Origin of the sequence: Pseudoalteromonas ostreae, assembly GCF_018069805.1 — a bacterium.
In the GTDB taxonomy this organism is placed as follows: domain Bacteria; phylum Pseudomonadota; class Gammaproteobacteria; order Enterobacterales; family Alteromonadaceae; genus Pseudoalteromonas; species Pseudoalteromonas ostreae.
On record NZ_JAGPYN010000010.1, the window covers coordinates 1 to 21230 of the forward strand.

The window sequence follows — 21230 nt, forward strand, 5'->3', positions numbered from 1 at the left end:
CAAGTCCATCATGACCCACCATTCTTTATTTGTAACGAATAGTAGAGTGGTTGTAATCGGCGGATCTACGCAGCGTGCTTAAGCACATCAGAGCGGGTCATTAGCTCAGTTGGTAGAGCAGTGGACTTTTAATCCATTGGTCGATGGTTCAAGTCCATCATGACCCACCATTCTGGTTTATTCAATTTCAGTTTATCTGACTCCCAGTTAGTAAATTCACATCGCTTCATATAAAAACAAAAAACACTTACAAAAATCATCGCCAAGCTAAATATAAATGCGTTAATCAAATTGCTATTTATGACCACCACTGTTATTTAGTTTTATATTCTCGTATAATCCGCCCCATAATTGCACTGTAGATTAAGTGGTCGAGAAATGAGTTTAGCTCAAACTATTATGCCTGAAGGTTATATCTTTCCTCCTAAACCAGCTCCATTGAATAATGATGAGCAGGCACAATACAAAGCACGTATCAAACAATTATTGATTGATAAAAATGCTGTATTGGTTGCCCATTATTATACTGATCCTGAAATTCAAGCACTTGCTGAAGAAACCGGTGGCTGCGTTGCCGATTCGCTAGAAATGGCGCGCTTTGGCGCAAAACACGATGCTGACATGATCATTGTCGCGGGTGTACGTTTTATGGGGGAGACAGCAAAAATACTGACACCGAATAAAACCGTGGTTATGCCAACACTAGAAGCGACCTGTTCGCTTGATATTGGTTGCCCAATTGATGAGTTCTCTGCGTTCTGTGATCAGCACCCTGATCGTAAAGTAGTTGTATATGCAAATACATCAACTGCCGTTAAAGCTCGCGCTGATTGGATTGTTACCTCATCGTGTGCCCTAGAGATTGTTGAGCACCTAGATGAAATGGGTGAAAAAATCATTTGGGGCCCAGACAAACATTTAGGTGCCTATATTCAAAAGAATACTGGCGCTGATATGATCATGTGGAATGGCGCATGTATCGTACATGACGAATTTAAAACCAAAGCCCTGAAAGACATGAAAGCGCTGTACCCTGATGCTGGCATTTTAGTACACCCAGAATCACCTGCTGAAATTGTTGCTTTAGCTGATGCGGTAGGCTCAACCAGTCAATTGATCAAAGCAGCGCAAACAATGGATAACCAAAAGTTTATTGTAGCTACAGATCGCGGCATTTTTTATAAAATGCAGCAGTTATGCCCTGATAAAGAATTTGTTGCTGCACCAACGGCTGGTGAAGGCGCAACATGTAAGAGTTGTGCGCACTGCCCGTGGATGGCAATGAACGGCCTCAAAGCGATTGAGGAAGCGTTATTAGATGCAACTGGCAAAGAGGTGTTTGTAGATATGGACCTTCGTGAAGGCGCACTCAAGTCGCTTAATCGTATGCTCGACTTCTCAGCGTCACTACAACGCTAAGTTAGTTTGCAGAAAAAAGCCGCTGATATCACAATTAGCAGCTTTTTTTGTTTATTTACTAGGCAGTTAACTGGCAAAAGGGAAAAACACCTTGCACCACAGGGCGTGATTTCATACTATTACGCCGCGTTACCAAATGGTAACCTGCGGAGGGATGGCTGAGTGGCTGAAGGCGCACGCCTGGAAAGTGTGTTTAGGTTAATCCCTAACGAGGGTTCGAATCCCTCTTCCTCCGCCATCATTCAATATTAGGACGCCTCATGGCGTCCTTTTTGTGCTTGTAGTGTCTGATAATAAGTAGTCTTGCATTTATATCGGTGTGTACTTTCCTTTACCCCTTTTAATATTCTTTTGTAACCCTATACGCATTTCTATCGTAGGCTGGTCAATATTAAATAAAGATGGCGGCAGTGGCTAATCGCAACCGAAATTGTTATGTTACAGGTAACAATTAAAATATATTATCTGTAATGAAAAAAAATAAACGTTCCTCTTTGCAGGATATAGCCGATGCGGTAGGTATGACTAAAATGACGGTAAGTCGTTATTTAAAAAGTCCTACGAAAGTATCTGAAGATACGCGCAGTAAAATCAGTGCAGCGATTGATTTACTTGGTTATATACCTAATAAAGCCCCCGATTTATTGTCAAATGCGAAAAGCTTTTCTATTGGTGTACTTGTTCCATCATTGACTAACCAAGTGTTTGCGCAAGTGATCCGAGGAATTGAAGAAATAACTGAACCAGCAGGTTATCAAACCATGCTCGCGCATTATGGTTATAGCCCAGAGATTGAAGAGAAAAGGGTGGAGTATTTATTGTCTTATCATGTCGATGGATTGATATTATCTGAGACAATTCACACCGAACGAACACGGCAAATGATAAAAATGGCAGGTATTCCAGTTGTTGAAATAATGGATATTAACCATCCACCCATTCAGTATTCAATTGGCTTTGATAATATTAAAGCGTCCTTTGATATGACCAGCGCTCTTATAGATAAAGGCTATAAACATATTGTTTATTTAGGTGCCAGGCTCGATATGAGAACCAAACTGAAACTGCAAGGTTATACCGCTGCGATGACTAAAAGGGGATTGACGCCACAAAGTATCATGACAGATAAACCATCGTCGTATAGTTTAGGTGCCAAGCTTATAGTGAAAACACTCAAGGATTACCCTGATACAGACTGTGTTTTTTGTACCAATGATGACTTGGCGATTGGTGCGATTTTCGAGTGTCAAAAAAGTAATATAGCAGTACCAGAGCAAATGGCTATTGTTGGCTTTCATGGTCACGATGTCGGTCAATCTATGGTGCCGCAACTTGCCAGTGTAATAACGCCACGTCAACGGATTGGTAATCTTGCTGGTGAAACGTTACTAAGTGCGATTGATAACAAGCTTGATATTATAGCTAAAGACCGGGTTTTTGATGTGGGTTATAAAATTAATTTAGGTGAAAGTACTTAGTATTAAAAAATGCTCAAGCGAATATAGCTTGAGCATTTAGTCGCTATAGAAACAGCGAGATCAATATTGCGACTATCGCGCCACATGTACCAATAATTGTTTCCATCACGGTCCACGTTTTAAGAGTTTGCATTTCAGTTAGACCAAGATAGCGACTTGCCAGCCAAAACCCCGAGTCATTAACATGAGAAAGCACGATAGAGCCACCACCTATCGCAATCGTAATTGCAGCAAGTTGCGCGCCACTGAGCCCAAGAGGCGCTAACATTGGGGTAATTAAGCCACATGCTGTTAGCATAGCAACGGTTGCAGAACCTTGAATTACTCTAACTGCCGCGGATAAAACAAACGCTAAAATAACAATTGGTAAACCTGAACCTGCAAGATAATTACCCAGTGCATCACCGACACCAGAATCAATTAATACTTGTTTGAACACACCACCAGCACCGGTTACAAGAATAATGACTCCCGCGGGTTGCAGCGCACTACCGCAGATCGCCATTATTCGGCTATTAGGCACACCTCGTCTGGCACCCAGAAGATAAAAAGCCATTAAGCAAGCGGTTAAAATGGCAGTAAAAGGATGACCAATAAATGCAAGCCAATGTGCGATGTTCGAGTCGTTTTGCACAAACCGACCACCTAGTGTGTTTAAGCTGATCATAAGCAAAGGTAGGGCAATTAAACCAAGGGCAAGAGCGAAGCTAGGAGTGCCTTTACCTTCTCTTATTTCGTTCTCTGTTTGAGCATGGACAGGCAGTTCAACATGAATAGATTTAGAGATAAACGCTCCCCAGATAGGGCCGCCAATTAGCATCGCGGGAATACCTGCAAGTAAGCCGAACAAAATCATATAGCCATAGTCAGCCCCTAATTCAGAAGCCACTAAAATAGGGCCAGGCGCGGGAATTAAAAATGCTTGGCAAGATGCTATTCCTGCTAGTAAACCAATGCCAATTTTAATTACACTGCCGCCGCCTTTTCTGACCACAGCAAAAACAATCCCAATTAAAAGCACTACAGCAACATCAAAAAATAACGGTAAAGCACAAATGAAACCAGTAAAGGTCAGTGCCCAATTGGCATTTTTATCACCAAACCTGTGTAAAAGAGTATGTGCAATGCGATCCAGTGCACCCGTTTCTTCCATAACCTTGCCAAACATAGCACCTAAGGCAACCACTACAGCTACAAAGCCGAGTGTGCCAGCCATGCCTTTTTCAATTGTTTTTGTGATCATTTCAGGGCTCATGCCTGAGCACAATCCTGCGATCATCGAGACTAATATCAAAGATACAACGGCATGAAGCCTTACTTTCATTACGAGAAAAAGTAATAAAAAGATAGAGCCTACTGCAGTTAAAATTAAAGATAAATCTGACATATACTTCCTACTAATACGATCTTAATCATTTTTCGGTTAATTTTGTTTAACTTCACATAATCAATTGTTACGGGTAACATACTACCTGTAACTTAAAATAATAAATACATTGAACAGCAATGAATTTAAAATTAAATAGAGGTTAATCAAGTGAGCCAAACAAAAACTGGGCGTATATTTATTATTATGGGCGTATCAAGCACTGGCAAATCAAGTGTTGGTTCTGCATTAGCAAAAAAAATGAATGTTAAGTTTATTGATGGTGATGACCTGCATCCAAAAGCAAATATATTAAAAATGTCTGCTGGGGAGCCACTTAATGATAATGATAGAACGCCGTGGTTAGAAAGAATTCGTGATGCTGCTTTTAGTATTGAAAAGAAAAATGAAGTCGCAGTGATAGTATGCTCTGCCTTGAAGCAAAAATACCGTCAGCAAATATGTGATGGCAATGTGGGAATTACGTTTTTACACCTTCATGGTGAGTTTGAACTAGTAAAAAAAAGAATGCACGATAGAACAGGCCACTTTATGCCAGTTGAATTGTTAAAAAGCCAATTTGATACGCTTGAAATGCCGGATGAAAACAATGTTATTACTATCGATATAGACCAACCATTTGCAGACGTCGTTGAAAGTTGTTTTAAAGCGACCTTAAAATAAACTATAAAGTGCTTCTTTCAGAGGGTGTGTGAGTAATAAAAGTCGCAGGAAACCAAGTAACCTGCGACTGATACATATTCAATTAGTAACGCTTTTTAGGTGCTTTTAGTTGTGAATCAAATTCATCAGGAAATAAAATCGTGCCGTCGTCTTCTTCGGTTGGAAAAACGGCGATAAGTAAGTCATCTTGTTCAAGACCGGGTGTCCATCGGGTTGTCCAATCTTTCAATGGAATTGCTTTAGCTGTGCAATTTTCCCACTCACCGGTAGCCCATGCCTCGGCATAAATACGTTCAGGCCATACCGGTACACAATCATCATCTTCGTTGGCGAGCATAACACAGCCATCGTCGTCATTTAATATCCACACTTGTTTGAACTCTTGGACGGTCTCAAACATAAAAGCCAATCTTTTTTTGGCTCCTAAATTTAAGATTGTCTCGAATTTTTCAGATGCGGTTGCAGTTGCATTACTCATTAATAGACTCTCTCTAGAATGGCTTAGGTATAGTATATTTACTAATATGACAAAATGTCGGTTAGTTAAAAATTAATTACACATTGCGTGGTATAAATCGTCGGCGAGTTGGCTTAGATCTTGTTCGCAGCGGTTAGTCAGTGCATAGGTTCGCAAGCCGTAAAGGCCCATTGCTAAAAAACGAGCTAGATGCTCAGCTGTGCGTGTGTTTGGGATTTCACCTGCTTTTATCGCGCGCTCAAATTGTTCGGCGAGGGCGTTTTCGTAGGCATTTAAATTTGTCATCAGTACGTGGCTGATCTGTGAATCTTGCCCTTCAACTTCACTAATACTTTTAGTCAGTAAACATACTTTCATCGCATCACCACTGATGCACTCGTTGACTATTGAGTCTAAGTATTGGCGTAGGCTTGGTAAAACGGGTTTATGTTGACAAAAAAGTGCCGTAAATTGCTGATTTCGATCAGCCTGATATTGCTCAATAGCCGCTAAGAAAATACCTTTTTTATTGCCAAACGCAGCATATAAAGATCCCGGATGAAGCGCTGTAACTTGCGTTAATTTTTGCATACTGGTTTTAGCATAACCGTGTTGCATAAAAGCCAGCATCGCTTGGCGAAGTACAAATTCACGGTCAAATTCGGCTATTCTCATAGGGCGCTCTGTTGCATTCTATTTGACTTATAAGGTGTAGGTGGGGTTAGTTTACTTAATCTTGAACAAATATTCAAAAATAGACTTGAATGTTTTATTGTTCGCCCTTATCTTGAATGTACACTCAAGATAAGGATTGATAAGAATGATCACTGATCTACTGCAACCGTTTAAGCTTAATGACACGATTGAATTACAAAACCGTATACTTATGGCACCGCTAACGCGTTGTATGGCTGACGATAACTTAGTGCCAACCCAAGCGATGGTTGATTACTACGCACGCCGTGCTGAAGCCGGTTTAATAATTAGTGAAGCTACGATTATTCGCCCTGATGCGCAAGGTTACCCGAATACGCCAGGTTTATTTACCAGCGCACAAATTCAAGGCTGGAAAAAAGTAACCGATGCTGTGCATGAGCAGGGCGGTAAAATGTTTGCACAACTTTGGCATGTTGGTCGGGTTGCACATCCACACTTTTTTGATGGCGACGTTTTAGCCCCATCTGCGATTGGTGTTGAAGGCTCTGTACCACGTATGCGTGAGCTTACTTATATTACCCCAAAAGCAGCAACCACTGCCGATATTAAGTCATTAATTGCAGATTATGCAAAGGCTGCAGAGAATGCGCTTGAAGCTGGGTTTGATGGCGTTGAGATACATGGTGCGAATGGTTACTTAATCGATCAGTTTTTACATTATGCAGCCAATGAGCGTGATGATGAATACGGGCAAACTCCAGAGAATATGTCGCGTTTTGCACTTGAAGTTGTTGATGCGGTAATTAACGTCATCGGCGCAGATAAAACTGGGCTACGTTTATCTCCTGGCGCTTACTTTAATATGTGCGAAGATAGCCGCGATAAAGCGGTATTTGATTACCTCTTAAACGAGTTGAATAGCCGAGCACTCGCTTACTTACATGGCGGTATTTTTGACGATAGCATGCGCTTTGCAAGCCTTGCAGATAAAACGACGTCAGAATATTTACGTGCGGCTTATTCAGGTACTTTAGTGGGGGTTGGTAGCTATAATTTTGACACGGCTAAAGCTGCGATTAACGCCAATAAGTTTGATTTAATTGCTATTGGTCGCCCGTTTATCGCAAACCCAGATTACATCAGTAAAATCAAAAATGCTGAAGAAGTGGTTCCTTATAGTGATGAAATGCTGGCGGAACTAGTTTAAACGTAGTGTATTTTAGCCACTAAACCACCTACGCCCGTAGGTGGTTGCATTAACGCCATACATGCTGATTACAAACTCGTTTAGGTGTTTATATGCGCTTGGCATTGTTGTCATAAATAATCAATATTTTTGTCACTGTTACGTCAATTTTTTCGAGCTTTTTTGTCATATATTCCCTCCATACTGTGCCCGTATACAAAACAATTATTGCAAATGGGGCAACAATGCGTACTTTTACTAAAAGATCGACTGTAAGCTTAGCAATCGCTTTAGCGTTTTCAACTAATAGCTTTGCAAGTAGCAACGAAATAGAAGAAATCACGGTCGTGGCAAAACCAACGAGCTATGCAAATAGTGTGATTGAACAATCAATGATTGAGCAGCAGAGTTCGGTATCAAGTGTCTTATCGGTAATGGATAACCTACCGGGAATTAGCATTAACGAAGGTGATGCATTTGGTGGTGATGATTGGTCTACCACTATTACGATGCGTGGCTTTAGTATCGATGGTAACCAACAGCAGTTAGGTATGACGGTTGATGGTATACCAAACGGTGGATCTAACTATGGCGGTGGTGCAAAAGCGAATCGTTACCTAGACAGCGAAAACTTAGCCACTGTAGAAGTTGGCCAAGGGACTTCAGATATTGCTTCAGCATCACTTGAAGCGCTCGGTGGTACGTTTAATTTTGTTAGTAAAGATCCTAGTCTTGAGCGAGGAACTACATTTGCTTACACCAATGGTGATCACGATGCGACCCGTTATTATTTTAAGCATGAAACAGGTACTCTCTTTGACAACACGCAAGCTTATGTGAGTTATTCACAAACCAATACTAGCCGCTGGATAGGTGATGGCAGTAATGGCGGTAAAGATAATCAACATGCGGAGGCTAAATTTGTATCTAACTTTAATGCGCTGACTGTAACAGGGCGTTTATCGTATGATGATGTAAGTGAGACCAACTATAACAGTGTGAGCTTGCAGCAATTTGCGCAAACACCCGATTGGGATCAACTAACTTGGAATTGGACCGGCGTACCACACTTTGACCAAATGTTTGCAGAAGGTTGGGGTACATTGCGTGAAAATGCGTTAGGTTACGTAAAGTTTGAATACGCAATCTCACCTTCGTCATTATTAACAATCAGCCCTTATTACCATAAAAACTCAGGGCGTGGCGATTGGATCCCACCTTATTTAACAACACCTGTCGATAAAGACGGTGATCCAACAACTGAAGGCGGCACAAATGCTGGTTCATATGGTTTTGCAGATAGCCAAGGTAAGCCATTAACGCCTAATGCAAACTGTACAGACACACTCAGTTGGCCATGGGATTCAGGCACAGGGTTGAATCCTGCGTGTTACCCTGATTCGGCAATACCGGTAATGTCATATCGCCATACACACTATGACAAGGACCGTTTAGGTTTGACTGCCGATTATAAATTAACTTTAGGGATGCACGATATTGAAGCAGGTATTTGGTTTGAGCAAACTGATCGAGACGAATCTCGTGATTGGCATAAAGTTATTGATGCTCGCGTGTATCATCACTTTGATAGCACTCCATACTGGACGCAATACAAAAATACTTTTGAAACAGATACCTTTAAATGGTACATACAAGATTCTATCAGCCTAGGCGATTTTACAGTTAATCTTGGCGCTAAACAGTATTTAGTTGAATTACAAAAATACGATCATTTTGCAGATCTACGCTCAGATAAAATAAACAGTGATTCAGATGTGTTATTTAGTGCAGGTGCTTTGTACCAGCTAACTAGCAGCACAGAGTTATTCGCCAGTTTTAGTGAGAATTTCTCAGCAATTAAAGATGGTGTGCTGGAGCGTGATAGTTCTACATTCACAGAAATTGAACCAGAAACAGCTGAAAATATCGACTTTGGTGTACGTTATAAAGCAGACCGCTTGAGCCTAACGGCGACCGCTTATTCTATTGCCTTTGATAACCGTATCACCTTTATCGCACCTGGCAGTGATACCGGCGGGATTGATTATACGATAGGTACAAATGGCTCTTACATCAATGTAGGTGGTATTGACTCGCAAGGTATTGAACTATCAGCAAGTTATATGCTTACAAATGAATGGAATATTTATACTTCATACACTAATAACAGCTCTGAATACGCATCGCACGATCCAAGTGCCTACGATGCCGATGGTGTTATCCTCAAAGATGAAGACGGAAAAGCGCTACCGCCAAGCTTTAAAAAAGGCGATGACGTAATCGATTCACCAAGCGATATGTTTGTGCTTTCGACCGATTATTACAGTGGCGACTTCCGCTTTGGTATATCCGCTAAATATACCGGTGAACGCTTAGGTGCATTTTTAGATGAGCAAACTCGTACACGTAATAAAGTTGATGGTTATACCGTGCTTGATATCAATGCCGGTTATGCTGCAGACGTCAATGCCGGCCCATTTAAATCAATCGATATTGCTTTTGCTGTCACTAACGTAACAGATAAACAGTATTTAGCGGGTGGAACAGGTAATGGCAGCACTTATTTTATTGGTGCACCACGAACTGCAGCACTTACATTTACTGCTAATTTTTAAGCCCTAATTATAAAAATAATAACCAAAACCCATCCTTGTTGATGGGTTTTTATTGATAGGAATACTATGAAAGCAATAGCTAAACTGGCCGTAATAGGTTGTACATTAATGATAAGTCATATTGTCAAAGCCAGTGATAATGTCGTGCTTGTGACGCTTGATGGTGTGCGCTGGCAAGAGGTATTTAACGGCGCCGATCAAAAATTGTTAGCAAATCCCGATTTTGTTAAACAGCCAGAGCAATTGAAGCAACAGTTTTGGCGCGATGACAAACACGCCCGACAAGCTCAGTTAATGCCATTTATTAGCAATACGATTGCCCAACACGGTGTGTTAATTGGCGATAGAGAAAATGGTTCAACAATGTCGGTGAGTAACCCGTGGTATTTTTCATACCCAGGCTACAGTGAGATCTTAACTGGCAGTGTTGATGAGGCAATTAACAGTAATGATAAAACGCCAAATCCAAATAAAACTATTTTAGAGCGATTAGATCAACGCGCTAACTATAAAAATAAAACCGCCTTATTTGGCAGTTGGGATGTATTTCCGTTTATTGTTAATACCAAACGCAGCGACGTATATGTAAATGCGGGTTTTATGCCAATTGAGGCAGACTTATTTGCCGATGCGCCACTATTAAATGCTTTACAACAGGAGATCCCAAGTCCTTGGCATAATGTGCGTTTAGACAGTTTTACATATCGTTTTGCCAAAGCTTATATGCTGGCAAAAAAGCCTAAGTTATTAGTGATCAGCTTAGGTGAAACCGATGATTTTGCCCATGATGGCCATTACGATCACTATTTGCAGTCGGCTAAACAAAGTGACGCTTTTATCAAAGATTTATGGCAAACCATTCAGACTACACCTGGCTATAAAAATAACACAACGCTTATTATCACCACAGATCATGGCCGTGGCAGTAACGCTAATGATTGGCAGCATCATAGTTCAAAACAAGCAATGGCAAAATCGGAGCAAGGTCGTAAAGCTTTTCCTGAGGGAATTATTGGCTCTGAGCATATTTGGTTAGCTGCAATTGGCCCAGATATTAAACCGCAAGGTTTATTAAAAACAACAACAGAGCTCAAACAAGCACAAGTTGCGGCAACGATTTTAACCGTACTTGGCGAAAACCCTAAGCAGCTTAATCCCGCTATGGCGGATGCAATTGATGAGATTTTAAAATGAAGCATTTAATTAAAGCGGCCGCATTGGTAAGCATTGTTGCGAGTTTTTCAGTATTAAGTACACCGCAAAAACTAACGCCGCAAAAAATACTGTTTGGCTCATGTGGGCATCAAGATAAAGATATTCCGATTTTTGACGCGATCAATAAAGAGCAGGCTGATTTGTTTATCTTTTTGGGTGATAATATTTACGGCGACACCAACAATATGCGCGTACTTGCCGATAAATATCAGCGCTTAGCTGCTAAGCCCGGCTTTAAAACGTTAAAAGCACAGACTCCCCTTATTGCCATGTGGGATGATCATGATTTTGGCCAAAATGATGCAGGTAAAGAGTACCCACATAAAGAACAGTCTCGGGAAATTATGCTCGACTTTTGGCAAGAGCCAACGGGTTCAGTGCGTCGCACACGTGCCGATGGGATTTATACCTCGTATATGTATGGCGAAGGTGAGCACACGATACAAGTGATCATGCCTGATCTGCGTTGGAACCGCGATGCACTTAACCACGTTAGTGAAACACAATACAAGACTGAGCGTAAAGCGAATAATCAAGGGCCTTATAGCCCAAGTGAAGTAAAAGGCGCATCGATGTTAGGTGAAGCGCAGTGGCAATGGCTTGAACAAGAGCTTAAAAAGCCTGCTGCAATTAAACTGATTGCTTCGAGCTTACAGTTACTGCCTGACTTTACCGGCTGGGAGTCGTGGGCTAATTTTCCGGAGGATAGAAACCGTTTATTTGCGTTAATTAAAAAACACAAAGTAAACGGCGTGGTAATTATCAGTGGCGACACACACTGGGGCGAGATATCAAGGTATGAACAAAACCTTGATTATCCACTGATTGAAATGACCAGCTCAGGCCTTACTGAAAAATGGAAAAACGTCAGTCCTAATAAACACCGCGTGGGGAAGTTCACACATGACGTTAATTACGGTGATTTAAGCATTGATTGGCAACAAATAGATCCAGCTATTTCACTCCAGCTAAAAGGCATTGATGGCGATGTGATCATGCAAAGCCAATTTAGCTTATCAAGTATTAGCCCATATAAATAATGACTCCCTCAGAAAATAAAACGCACAGTCTCTATACTGTGCGTATAAAAATTGAGTTAATTATTGTGCTAACTCGCTGATTTATTAATGCCAATTAGCGACAATGGCTACCCCTATAATTGAAAATATCTTACACTGTTTTTATATCAAGCAAGAACAGTGTCGCAATGCTCAATATTATTCAATCTAACCGTATGGAAGCCCTGCAAGCGCAGTTTCATCAGCTTTTAAAAGTAAACCCATTAAACAGCCCGTTTGATAAAGAAGTGGTGTTGGTGCAATCTCCGGGTATGTCGCAGTGGCTAAAAATTGGTTTAAGTGAAAGTTTGGGGGTGGCAGCACAGGTAGATTTTCCATTGCCGTCGAGTTTCATTTGGCAGTTATACCAGCAGCTATTACCGAATGTACCCAAAGAGTCGGCGTTTAATAAACCTAATCTTGCTTGGAAGTTGTTTGCTATTTTACCAAACTGCATTGATGAACCGTTATATTTACCCCTTAAAACCTACTTAGCAGGTGACACTGACGGTCAAAAAACTTTTGCTTTATGTGAAAAAATAGCCGATGTATATGACCAATATTTAATGTACCGTCCGCACTGGATAGCAACATGGGACAGCGGCACTGATAAATTAGATGATGTAGATATTAGTATCGCGCCGTGGCAGCCTGATCTGTGGCGAAAAATAGTAGCGCATAGTCAAGTGCTTGGGCAAAGCCAGTTTCATCGTGCCAATATGCAAGGGCAGTTATTAGCCGCGCTTGATAAAATGGATAGTAGCTTATTACCAAAGCGGATCAGTTTATTTGGTATTTCAGCCATTGCCAGTTCGCAACTTGATGTGTTTGATGCATTGAGTAAAAAAACCGAGGTATTTTTATTCTTTTTTAATCCCAGCGAACATTATTGGGGGGATTTAATTGATGAAAAAACGGCAGCTAAAATAACGGCTAAATACGCCAAAATGCCATTGCTGGAAGCGCAGCAAAAAAAGTCAAGTGAGCCAGAGCAAGACTATTATTTTATTGGTAATCCGTTGTTATCATCGTGGGGTAAATTAGGCCGTGATTACTTTGAACAACTGGTACAGCGTGACGCAAGCTGGATTGATGGCTTTATTGATGTGTTTGACGACAGTTTACTTGGTCAAATTCAAAGCGAAATTTACCAGTTAGCGTTTAAAGGTGAATCCCTTACTGACAATAAAGAATGGTTTATAAACGATGAAGGTAAGCTTGCAATAAGCACTACCGATACCAGCATTGCTCTAAGTGATTGCCATACTCCACTTAGAGAAGTTGAGCGTTTGCACGATTACTTACTTAATTTATTTAATCAAAACCCCGCACTCACCCCAAAAGATATTATAGTAATGATGCCGGATGTTGGCACTTATAGCCCTTACATCGAAGCGGTATTTGGTGGTGCGCAGGGTAACCGTTTTATTCCCTATGCGTTAGCCGATCTAGCCATTGAGCAAGAAAAACCGGTACTGAGTTCGTTTGCAAGCTTAGCTGATCTGCCGTTTTCGCGCTTTGGTGTGTCAGATATCCTTGATTTACTGCAAGTGACGCAAATAGCTGAAAAGTTTAGTGTTGAAGCGCACGAATATGAGCAAATTCAATATTGGCTTGAGCGGGTTGGCGTCAAGTGGGGAATAAACGCCGAGCATAAGCATAGCTTTGATTTACCCGCGATAGAATTAAATACCTGGCAACATGGCTTAAACCGCTTATTGTTAGGTATTGCCCAACGTGATGAACAATGTCCGTTTAATGGTATATATAGCGCTGATGAAGTGGAAGGGATGGCACTTGATACACTCAATAAATTAGTGCATTTTATTGATGTATTGCAACACTTTAAACACAGGCTCACCCCAGACGACACGCTCACTAATAAAACCCTTATCCTGAGTGAACTATTAACGGCTATTTACGAGAGCGAAAGCGACGATAGCTGGGATTTACTGGTACTGCAAAAGGTGCTCGAAGAGCTGCAAAAGCACCATGATAATGGCGATTACACGCAAGTAGTGTCGCAGCGTATTGTGAGTTATTTAATTAAACAAGGCATTCAAGAAAAAGGTGTAGGGCAACGCTTTTTAGTCGGCCAAGTGAACTTTTGTACGCTAATGCCAATGCGTGCTGTGCCATTTAAAGTGGTGTGTATGTTAGGGCTTAACGATGCCGATTACCCACGAACGGTGCAGCCGATTGGTTTTGATTTAGTGCCTTATTCGAAAAAGCAAAAAGGTGACCGATCGCGCAAATTAGATGACCGTTACTTATTTTTAGAAGCGCTGCTCAGCGCCCGTGATAACTTATACATGAGCTATATTGGCCGTTCATGTTTTGATAATCAACCGCGTATGCCATCAACCTTAGTGAGTGAATTACTAGAATACATTGGCCGCAGTTTCAAATTTGCTGAGCCAAGTGAGCAAAGCTTGCCTGAGTGTTTGATCAATAAACAGCATTTACAGCCTTTTAATAGCCTAAATTATCAGGCAGATACCACTAATACGCTGCAATCAAATCACAGTTATAATCCAATTTGGTTACCCGCTCAGGCAATAATCCCAGAGCCACTGACGGCGCTTGAGGTCAGCGCACCTGAACATCTTGATCTGGATATGTTTATCCGCAGCGTATGCAATGCACAAGAGAGTTTTTATCAGCAAAGTTTAGGGTTGCGTTTAGCACAATTTAACGAAATAGCTAAAGATGAAGAGCCATTTAGTTTAGACGCACTGCAGCGTTATTTTTATCTCGACGAAATACTCGAAGCGGCTATTTTTGAGCAGCCCCTTAGTCGTGAGCAAATACTGCAACGAGGCGAGTTACCGCAGGCGCATGTTGGAGATTTGATCTTTGAGAAAATGCAGCACCGGGTTGATGCACTGGCAGGGCAAGTTAAAGAGCACATCAAGGGCGGCAAAAATGAACCGATTGAAGTTGCGCTAACACTTTACAGTGATAGCAACAGTACTGAGCTTGAAGGCTGGTTAAATCATTTTTATCAGCACAAACAAGTGTTTTATCGCAGTGCCAGTATCAAGGCAAAAGATCTCATCAAGGGCTTTATATATCACCTTGTTGCGCAGTGCGTGGATCAACATGTAGAAACTGTATTACTTGGGCTTGATAAACAAATCACTTTTGCTGCTTTGGCTAAAGCAGATGCCCAAGCACTGTTGCAAGATTGGTTTACTTTATATAACGCGCTACTTAAAGAACCCGTAGCGTTTTTTCCTGTGAGTGGCTATGAGTACGTAAAAAGTGGTGGCGATATTGGCAAGGCAATGAGCAAATTTAGCCCACAATATATTGGCCGAGGCGAGGGCGAGAACCCCTATATTCGCTTAACAACGCAATCGTTGAATGAGTGCCAAGAGGAATTTATACGCTGGAGCGAAAAGCTACTTGCGCCGTTATTTGCACATGCAAAGGAGAGTGACCATGCAAGCGCTTGATCCACTTACCATGCCGCTTATTGGGCAAAGTCTCATTGAAGCCAGTGCAGGCACCGGTAAAACGTATACTATTACAGGTTTATATTTACGTTATTTACTCGGCATGCAAATCGCGCAACAACACTCATCGCCCGTAAATACTCCGCTGAGTGTTGAACAAATATTGGTCGTTACGTTTACCGATGCCGCCACCCAAGAAATTAAAGACCGTGTGCGCACTCGTATTATAGCCGCACGTGATGCACTGCTTGGCCAAGCAACAGAGGATAAGCTGATCAATGCTGTGATCGCCACAATCGATGATAAACACCGTGCATTTGATTTGCTCGATGCCGCCGCTAAATCGATGGATGAAGCAGCAATATTCACCATTCATGGTTTTTGCCAACGAATGTTAAAACAGCATGCGTTTGAGTCTGGTGTGGCGTTTAATTTGGAGTTTATTTTAGATCAACGGGAGATCTTGCTTGAAACCATCAAAGATTTTTGGCGAGTGTTTGTATATCCACTCAATAAAGAAAAAACCGATGCAATTTTAGAGGTATTTGCAGCCCCTGAAGCGTTATTTAGTAAAGTGGCGAACATACTTAATAAAGGCAATGCACAGGTTACTCCGCAAATAAAACTAGATGATGTGTGGCAAGCACGCGAGCTATATCTTGGTAAAGTCGCGAGCTTTAAAAAAGCCTGCCTTGATAGCGAATTTATTGCAGCTGTAAAAAGCTCAGGCTTAAGTGGTGCCAAAACACCTGCACGTAAAGGCAGCCTTGCAGCGCTTGAGGCATTTTGTATTGGTGATGAGCTGTTTTTTGAGTTTGGTACAAACAAGTACTCGTATGAAATATGGAGTACTGAAAACCTCAGTGAAGAAACTAATTATAAAAAAAATCAGCCTTTGTTTAGTCATGTAATGCTTAGCCAGTTTGATGAAATGGCTAAGCTTGTTAACACCGTTAATCAAGGCTTGGCAATCGCTATTGTGCAACATGCGGCAAGTTGGGTTAAACAAGCCATTGTAAAACGCAAGCAAGAGCAAAGCGTTATAACTCCTGATGACTTATTAACTAATTTGCACAGTGCACTCAATACAGAGCAAGGCGCAGCACTGGCAGAAAAAATAGCGCAGTTGTTCCCGGTAGCGATGATTGATGAGTTTCAAGATACTGATCCCATTCAGTACGGTATTTTTAGTAAAATTTATAGCCAAGAAAACACCACGCTTGCCATGATAGGCGACCCTAAACAAGCTATTTACGGTTTTAGGGGCGCGGATATTTTTACGTACATTGGTGCTAAACACGAAGTGGCAAAGGAGCAGCAATTTACCCTTGGTACTAACTTTCGTTCCAGTAGCGATGTGGTTGCAAGCGTCAATGCACTGTTTAGTAAACACGATAACAGCTTTATTTATAACGATGCGATCCCGTTTAATCGCGTGGCGGCACAAGGTAAAAAAGCCGATAAATCGTTTTTAATTGATGGCCAACCTGCCACCGCCTTTGAGTTTTGTGTGCTTGCAGATAGCGCCGCAGATGAAAAAAATAAACCAACTAATAAAGGCATTGGCCAGCAACATTTAGCTAGCTATTTTGCCAATAAAATAGTGATCTTACTTGAGCAAGCACAGCAAGGGCGTGCGTGTATTGCGAATAAGCCTGTCACGGCGGCAGATATTTGTATTTTGGTGCGTGATCGGGTTGAAGCGCAAATTATGAAAAAAGCCCTCAGTGATGCCAAAATTGCGAGCGTGTACTTATCCCGTGAGAGTGTATTTAGCCAAGAGCTGAGCCATCATTTACTTAATTTTTTATCGGCTTTACATGGCCAATACAACGAATCACTGTTGCGCGGCGTGTTAGCTGGGCCACTATTTTGCTTAAGTTATAATGACATTTATGCCTTAGCTGATGATGAAGCACAGTGGCAAGAGCATCTTAACTTTTTTGCTTACTTGAGCTCTATTTGGTACAAACAAGGTGCTATGGCAATGCTTGAGCACTTACTCAGTCACAATCAATTAAGCGCGAAATGGCAAGGGTTGGGTTACAACGTTGAGCGTTGGCTGACCGATTTTCGTCATTTAGGCGAGATCCTGCAGCAAAAACAAATCGAGCTAGAGGGTACTTTACGATTATTACGTTGGTTTGCGCAGCAAGTAAGTCAACAAGATGCCGAAACCGTGCAAGTTCGCCTTGAGAGTGATGCCAATTTGGTAAAAATAGTCACTATGCATGCTTCAAAAGGGCTTGAATACCCGCTGGTATTTATGCCATTTGCCAGCGGTTATCGTGAAACGAAAGATGCGTTGTATCATCAGGATGGCCAGCTGATTTACGATCTCAGTAAAAACGACGATGCGTTACAAAAAGCGGAGCAAGAACGCCTAGCTGAAGATTTACGGTTATTGTATGTTGCACTCACTCGCGCCGTTCATTACTGCGCAATTGGTATGTATAACCTAGGCCAAGGACAGAGTAGTCGGTTGGCAATTCAAAGTAGCTCCTTAGGGCATGTATTATTTGCAGGACTTGATATCACCAGTAGTTTAGTGTGGCGCACGCATTTGCAAGAGTTTTGTGCAGACAAACCAGCCATGAGTTATCAACAGTTTACTAGCGAAGAGTTATTTCAGCAGGGGGCATTATCACTGCAATCAAGCCAAACACAAAGTCATAGTGTGAGTGTTAATAAGGTTAAAGTTAAAATTGAACGTGATTGGCGCACCACCAGTTTTAGTGCGCTGAGTTTTAAAAGTCATAGCGAGCATTTAGAACCTGGGCGCAGCGACGAAGATCATCAAAAAGATGAGTTTGCCACGCAACAAGACGATATTCGCTCACCTTATAGCTTTCCCAAGGGGGCAAAACCGGGTAGTTGTTTACACGAGATTTTTGAGCAACTGGATTTCACCAGCCCAGAGCAGCACCCCACAAACCATGAGCAAAACCTAAGCGTGGTAGTTGAGCGCAGCTTGAACAAATACCATATTAGTGAGCAATGGCAAGAGACAACTGAGCAATGGGTGCTTGCCACGTTAAACTGCCCATTGAATGAAAACGGTTTAAGTTTAAGTAAATTAACGCCACGGGATTGTTTGGTTGAAATGGAGTTTAATCTGCCAATTACCAGTTTAACGGCAAAAGGCTTGAATGAAACATTGATCAAGCACTTTGGTTTTAATCAAAGTAGGCTCGATTTTTATGATGTAAAAGGCTTATTAAAAGGGTTTGTCGATTTAATATTTTGTCATAACGGGCAGTATTTTATTTTGGATTATAAGTCTAATTTTTTAGGCAACCAGCCAACTGATTATGAGCAAGAGCATTTAGAGCAAGCTATGAGTAGCCACCAGTACCATTTACAGTATCTAATTTACACCGTGGCCTTGCATCGGTTATTAAAACAACGGATCAACAATTACAGCATTGAGCAGCATTTAGGGGGCGTATATTACACCTTTTTACGTGGTATGGCCGATGGAAAAGGTGTGTACTTTAAAAAGTTGACCGCCGAGCAAGTTATTATTTTAGATGGGCTTTTTAGTCAAGGCAGGGTTGCTCAAAGCATAGATAAGGCAACCGAAAATAGCCAAGGAGCAATGCTATGAGCGTGTTAGATACCAATACAGCCATTGCAACAGCAGCGACGAACGACGTACAAATAGTGCCATTATTTGATTACCTACTTAGCGAAAACCGGCTACGAATGGTTGATATAAAACTGGCAGAATTACTGTGTAGCAGTGAGCAAACTCAACGACCAAACGACGTTTATTCACTGCTTTTATTACTTTGTTTATCGCAGCAAAGTCAGCACAGCTGTTTAGATTTAGCGCAGGTAGATTGGCGTAATCCGTTTAATTTACGCCAAAGTGATTTTACCAAACTAGCGGGCATAATTCCTGACACACTCAGCCCGTTTAGCGACACATTTACCACCGCAGAGGCAATTAATTGCTTGCAAAACCATCCTAGTGTCGGGGAGGCTAAACCGTTACAGTTACTTGAACAACGTTTTTATTTTGCACGTCTAAGCGGTTATGAGCAAACACTGGCATCACGATTGTTGTTAATGAGTGAGCGTAAGCTCGATATTGATAGCGATAAGTTAACTCAGTTACTTTGTGACTATTTCCCCGAACAAGATGCACCAGAGCAAGGGCTCGATTGGCAAAAGGTCGCCTGTGCGATGGCAGCAACCAAAGGCTTTAGCGTTATTACCGGTGGCCCAGGTACAGGTAAAACCACGACCGTGACTAAGCTACTAGCCATTTTACAATCGCTTTATCAAAATGCCCCACTGAGTATTAAATTGGTGGCACCGACAGGTAAAGCCGCTGCGCGATTAAGTGAATCAATCCTTGGGGCAAAACAACAGTTAAAAGATAAAATAAGCGCTGCTATTACGCCGCTGATCCCAGAAAGCGCGCAAACGATTCATCGGTTACTGGGGGTAAAACCGTTTACTAATAAGTTTAGACATAACCGCAGTAATCCATTGCATTTAGATGTATTGATCATTGATGAAGCGTCGATGGTTGATTTATCGCTGATGGCTAAACTAATTGAGGCCTTACCAGAGCATGCGCGACTTATATTACTCGGTGACAAAGATCAGCTTGCCTCGGTTGATACCGGCAGTGTAATGAGCGATTTATGCCAAGGTTTAGTGCTTGGCCAAACACCAAGTTATTCAGAGGCGCGTTGCGCTGAACTAAACAGCTTATGCTTTAATAACCAGCGCAAATTAGTCGCAGGTAATAGTCAATTCAAACTGGCCGACTGTATCGCGTTTTTACAGCACAGTTACCGTTTCACAGCCGACAGCGGCATAGGTCAATTAGCATTAGCGGTTAATACCAATAACAGCGGCAAGCTCAATTATGTAGAGCAAGAGCTGAGCAGCGGCCAATTTAAAGACGTTATTTTAGACTATGACATTGTAAATAAACCGATTGATAAACTAGTACAAAGCGCCGCCAGTAAATACGCTCAGTATCTTAATTTAATTAAACAACACGCGAGCGTACAAGACATACATAAAGCTTTTGCCAGTTACCAGTTGTTAGCCGCAGTACGCGAAGGCGATTACGGCGTTCATAGTTTAAATAAACGCATTGAAACGCAATTAAGCCAGCAAGGATTGATTAATGTAAACTCAAATCAGCGGCATTATTTGGGCATGCCGATTATGATTGCGCAAAACGATTATCAGCTAAAACTATTTAATGGAGATATTGGGATTTTCATGCACGACGACAGTGCCCAGCTCAAAGCCTTATTTATTGACGAGCAGGGCAATCAACGGGCATTTTCACCAGCCAGACTACCAGCCCATGACACAGTTTATGTAATGACTATTCATAAATCACAAGGCTCCGAGTTTGCCTATACGGCTATGGTACTGCCACCACAAAACCAAGCAACTGCCGGCATCAACCGCCAGTTAGTCTACACCGGCATTACCCGCGCTAAAAACACTTTCGAGCTGGTGGCTGATAAAAAAGTGTTGTTAATGGCAATGAATAAATCAGTCAGCAGGGCATCAGGATTGTATGAGAGGTTGGTGGAGCTTTGAAAGGGAAAGCTTTAAGTTTTAAGCTGCTTGATCTGACCCCATTAAATTTATCATGTAGGT

13 protein-coding genes and 2 tRNA genes are annotated in these 21230 nt (G+C 41.7%); 12 read left to right on the forward strand and 3 right to left on the reverse strand.

The window, feature by feature from the left end:
• Nucleotides 1-94 precede the first annotated feature (94 nt).
• From J7338_RS09480 to gntR, 4 genes are all read left to right on the forward strand, one after another.
• A tRNA-Lys gene (locus tag J7338_RS09480) sits at nucleotides 95-170 on the forward strand.
• A 208-nt stretch (nucleotides 171-378) separates the two neighbouring features.
• Complete coding sequence (gene nadA / locus J7338_RS09485; RefSeq protein ID WP_210796843.1) at nucleotides 379-1419, forward strand: quinolinate synthase NadA; 1041 nt, start codon at nucleotides 379-381, stop codon at nucleotides 1417-1419.
• Nucleotides 1420-1567: 148 nt separating this feature from the next.
• Nucleotides 1568-1657: transfer RNA gene (locus J7338_RS09490), tRNA-Ser, on the forward strand.
• Between the two features lie 220 nt (nucleotides 1658-1877).
• Nucleotides 1878-2897: a gluconate operon transcriptional repressor GntR gene (gene gntR / locus J7338_RS09495; protein WP_338052511.1), complete on the forward strand. Its 1020-nt coding sequence runs from the start codon at nucleotides 1878-1880 to the stop codon at nucleotides 2895-2897.
• Between the two features lie 43 nt (nucleotides 2898-2940).
• On the opposite strand, the gene gntU is transcribed toward gntR, so the two are convergent.
• Nucleotides 2941-4284 carry a gluconate transporter gene (gene gntU, locus J7338_RS09500; RefSeq protein ID WP_210796845.1) on the reverse strand — a complete coding sequence of 448 codons (1344 nt, stop codon included), beginning with the start codon at nucleotides 4282-4284 and terminating at the stop codon, nucleotides 2941-2943.
• Nucleotides 4285-4434: 150 nt separating this feature from the next.
• Between gntU and J7338_RS09505 the strand changes: the two genes are divergently transcribed.
• A complete protein-coding gene (locus J7338_RS09505) occupies nucleotides 4435-4947 on the forward strand; it encodes a gluconokinase (protein WP_275074474.1) in 513 nt (170 codons plus the stop codon).
• Between the two features lie 82 nt (nucleotides 4948-5029).
• On the opposite strand, the gene J7338_RS09510 is transcribed toward J7338_RS09505, so the two are convergent.
• Together J7338_RS09510 and J7338_RS09515 are read right to left on the reverse strand one after the other, a co-directional pair.
• Nucleotides 5030-5425 carry a DUF2750 domain-containing protein gene (locus J7338_RS09510; RefSeq protein ID WP_145233101.1) on the reverse strand — a complete coding sequence of 132 codons (396 nt, stop codon included), beginning with the start codon at nucleotides 5423-5425 and terminating at the stop codon, nucleotides 5030-5032.
• A 72-nt stretch (nucleotides 5426-5497) separates the two neighbouring features.
• On the reverse strand, nucleotides 5498-6079 hold the full coding sequence (locus J7338_RS09515; protein ID WP_210796846.1) for a TetR/AcrR family transcriptional regulator: 582 nt from the start codon (nucleotides 6077-6079) through the stop codon (nucleotides 5498-5500).
• Nucleotides 6080-6224: 145 nt separating this feature from the next.
• On the opposite strand from J7338_RS09515, the gene J7338_RS09520 reads away from it, so the two are divergent.
• The 7 genes from J7338_RS09520 to recD all read left to right on the forward strand — a co-directional run bounded on the left by J7338_RS09520 (nucleotide 6225) and on the right by recD (nucleotide 21170).
• Nucleotides 6225-7268 carry an alkene reductase gene (locus J7338_RS09520; RefSeq protein ID WP_210796847.1) on the forward strand — a complete coding sequence of 348 codons (1044 nt, stop codon included), beginning with the start codon at nucleotides 6225-6227 and terminating at the stop codon, nucleotides 7266-7268.
• 224 nt (nucleotides 7269-7492) lie between these two features.
• On the forward strand, nucleotides 7493-9862 hold the full coding sequence (locus J7338_RS09525; RefSeq protein ID WP_210796848.1) for a TonB-dependent receptor domain-containing protein: 2370 nt from the start codon (nucleotides 7493-7495) through the stop codon (nucleotides 9860-9862).
• Between the two features lie 66 nt (nucleotides 9863-9928).
• Nucleotides 9929-11056, forward strand: a complete 1128-nt coding sequence (locus J7338_RS09530; protein ID WP_210796849.1) for an alkaline phosphatase family protein — start codon at nucleotides 9929-9931, stop codon at nucleotides 11054-11056.
• On the forward strand, nucleotides 11053-12117 hold the full coding sequence (locus J7338_RS09535) for an alkaline phosphatase D family protein (protein ID WP_210796850.1): 1065 nt from the start codon (nucleotides 11053-11055) through the stop codon (nucleotides 12115-12117). The genes J7338_RS09530 and J7338_RS09535 overlap by 4 nt, the downstream gene beginning before the upstream one ends.
• Before the next feature lie 167 nt (nucleotides 12118-12284).
• On the forward strand, nucleotides 12285-15593 hold the full coding sequence (gene recC, locus J7338_RS09540) for an exodeoxyribonuclease V subunit gamma (protein WP_210796851.1): 3309 nt from the start codon (nucleotides 12285-12287) through the stop codon (nucleotides 15591-15593).
• Nucleotides 15580-19200, forward strand: a complete 3621-nt coding sequence (gene recB, locus J7338_RS09545; protein ID WP_210796852.1) for an exodeoxyribonuclease V subunit beta — start codon at nucleotides 15580-15582, stop codon at nucleotides 19198-19200. Before recC ends, recB begins: the two co-directional genes overlap by 14 nt.
• On the forward strand, nucleotides 19197-21170 hold the full coding sequence (gene recD / locus J7338_RS09550) for an exodeoxyribonuclease V subunit alpha (protein ID WP_210796853.1): 1974 nt from the start codon (nucleotides 19197-19199) through the stop codon (nucleotides 21168-21170). Before recB ends, recD begins: the two co-directional genes overlap by 4 nt.
• The last annotated feature ends 60 nt before the right edge of the window (nucleotides 21171-21230 follow it).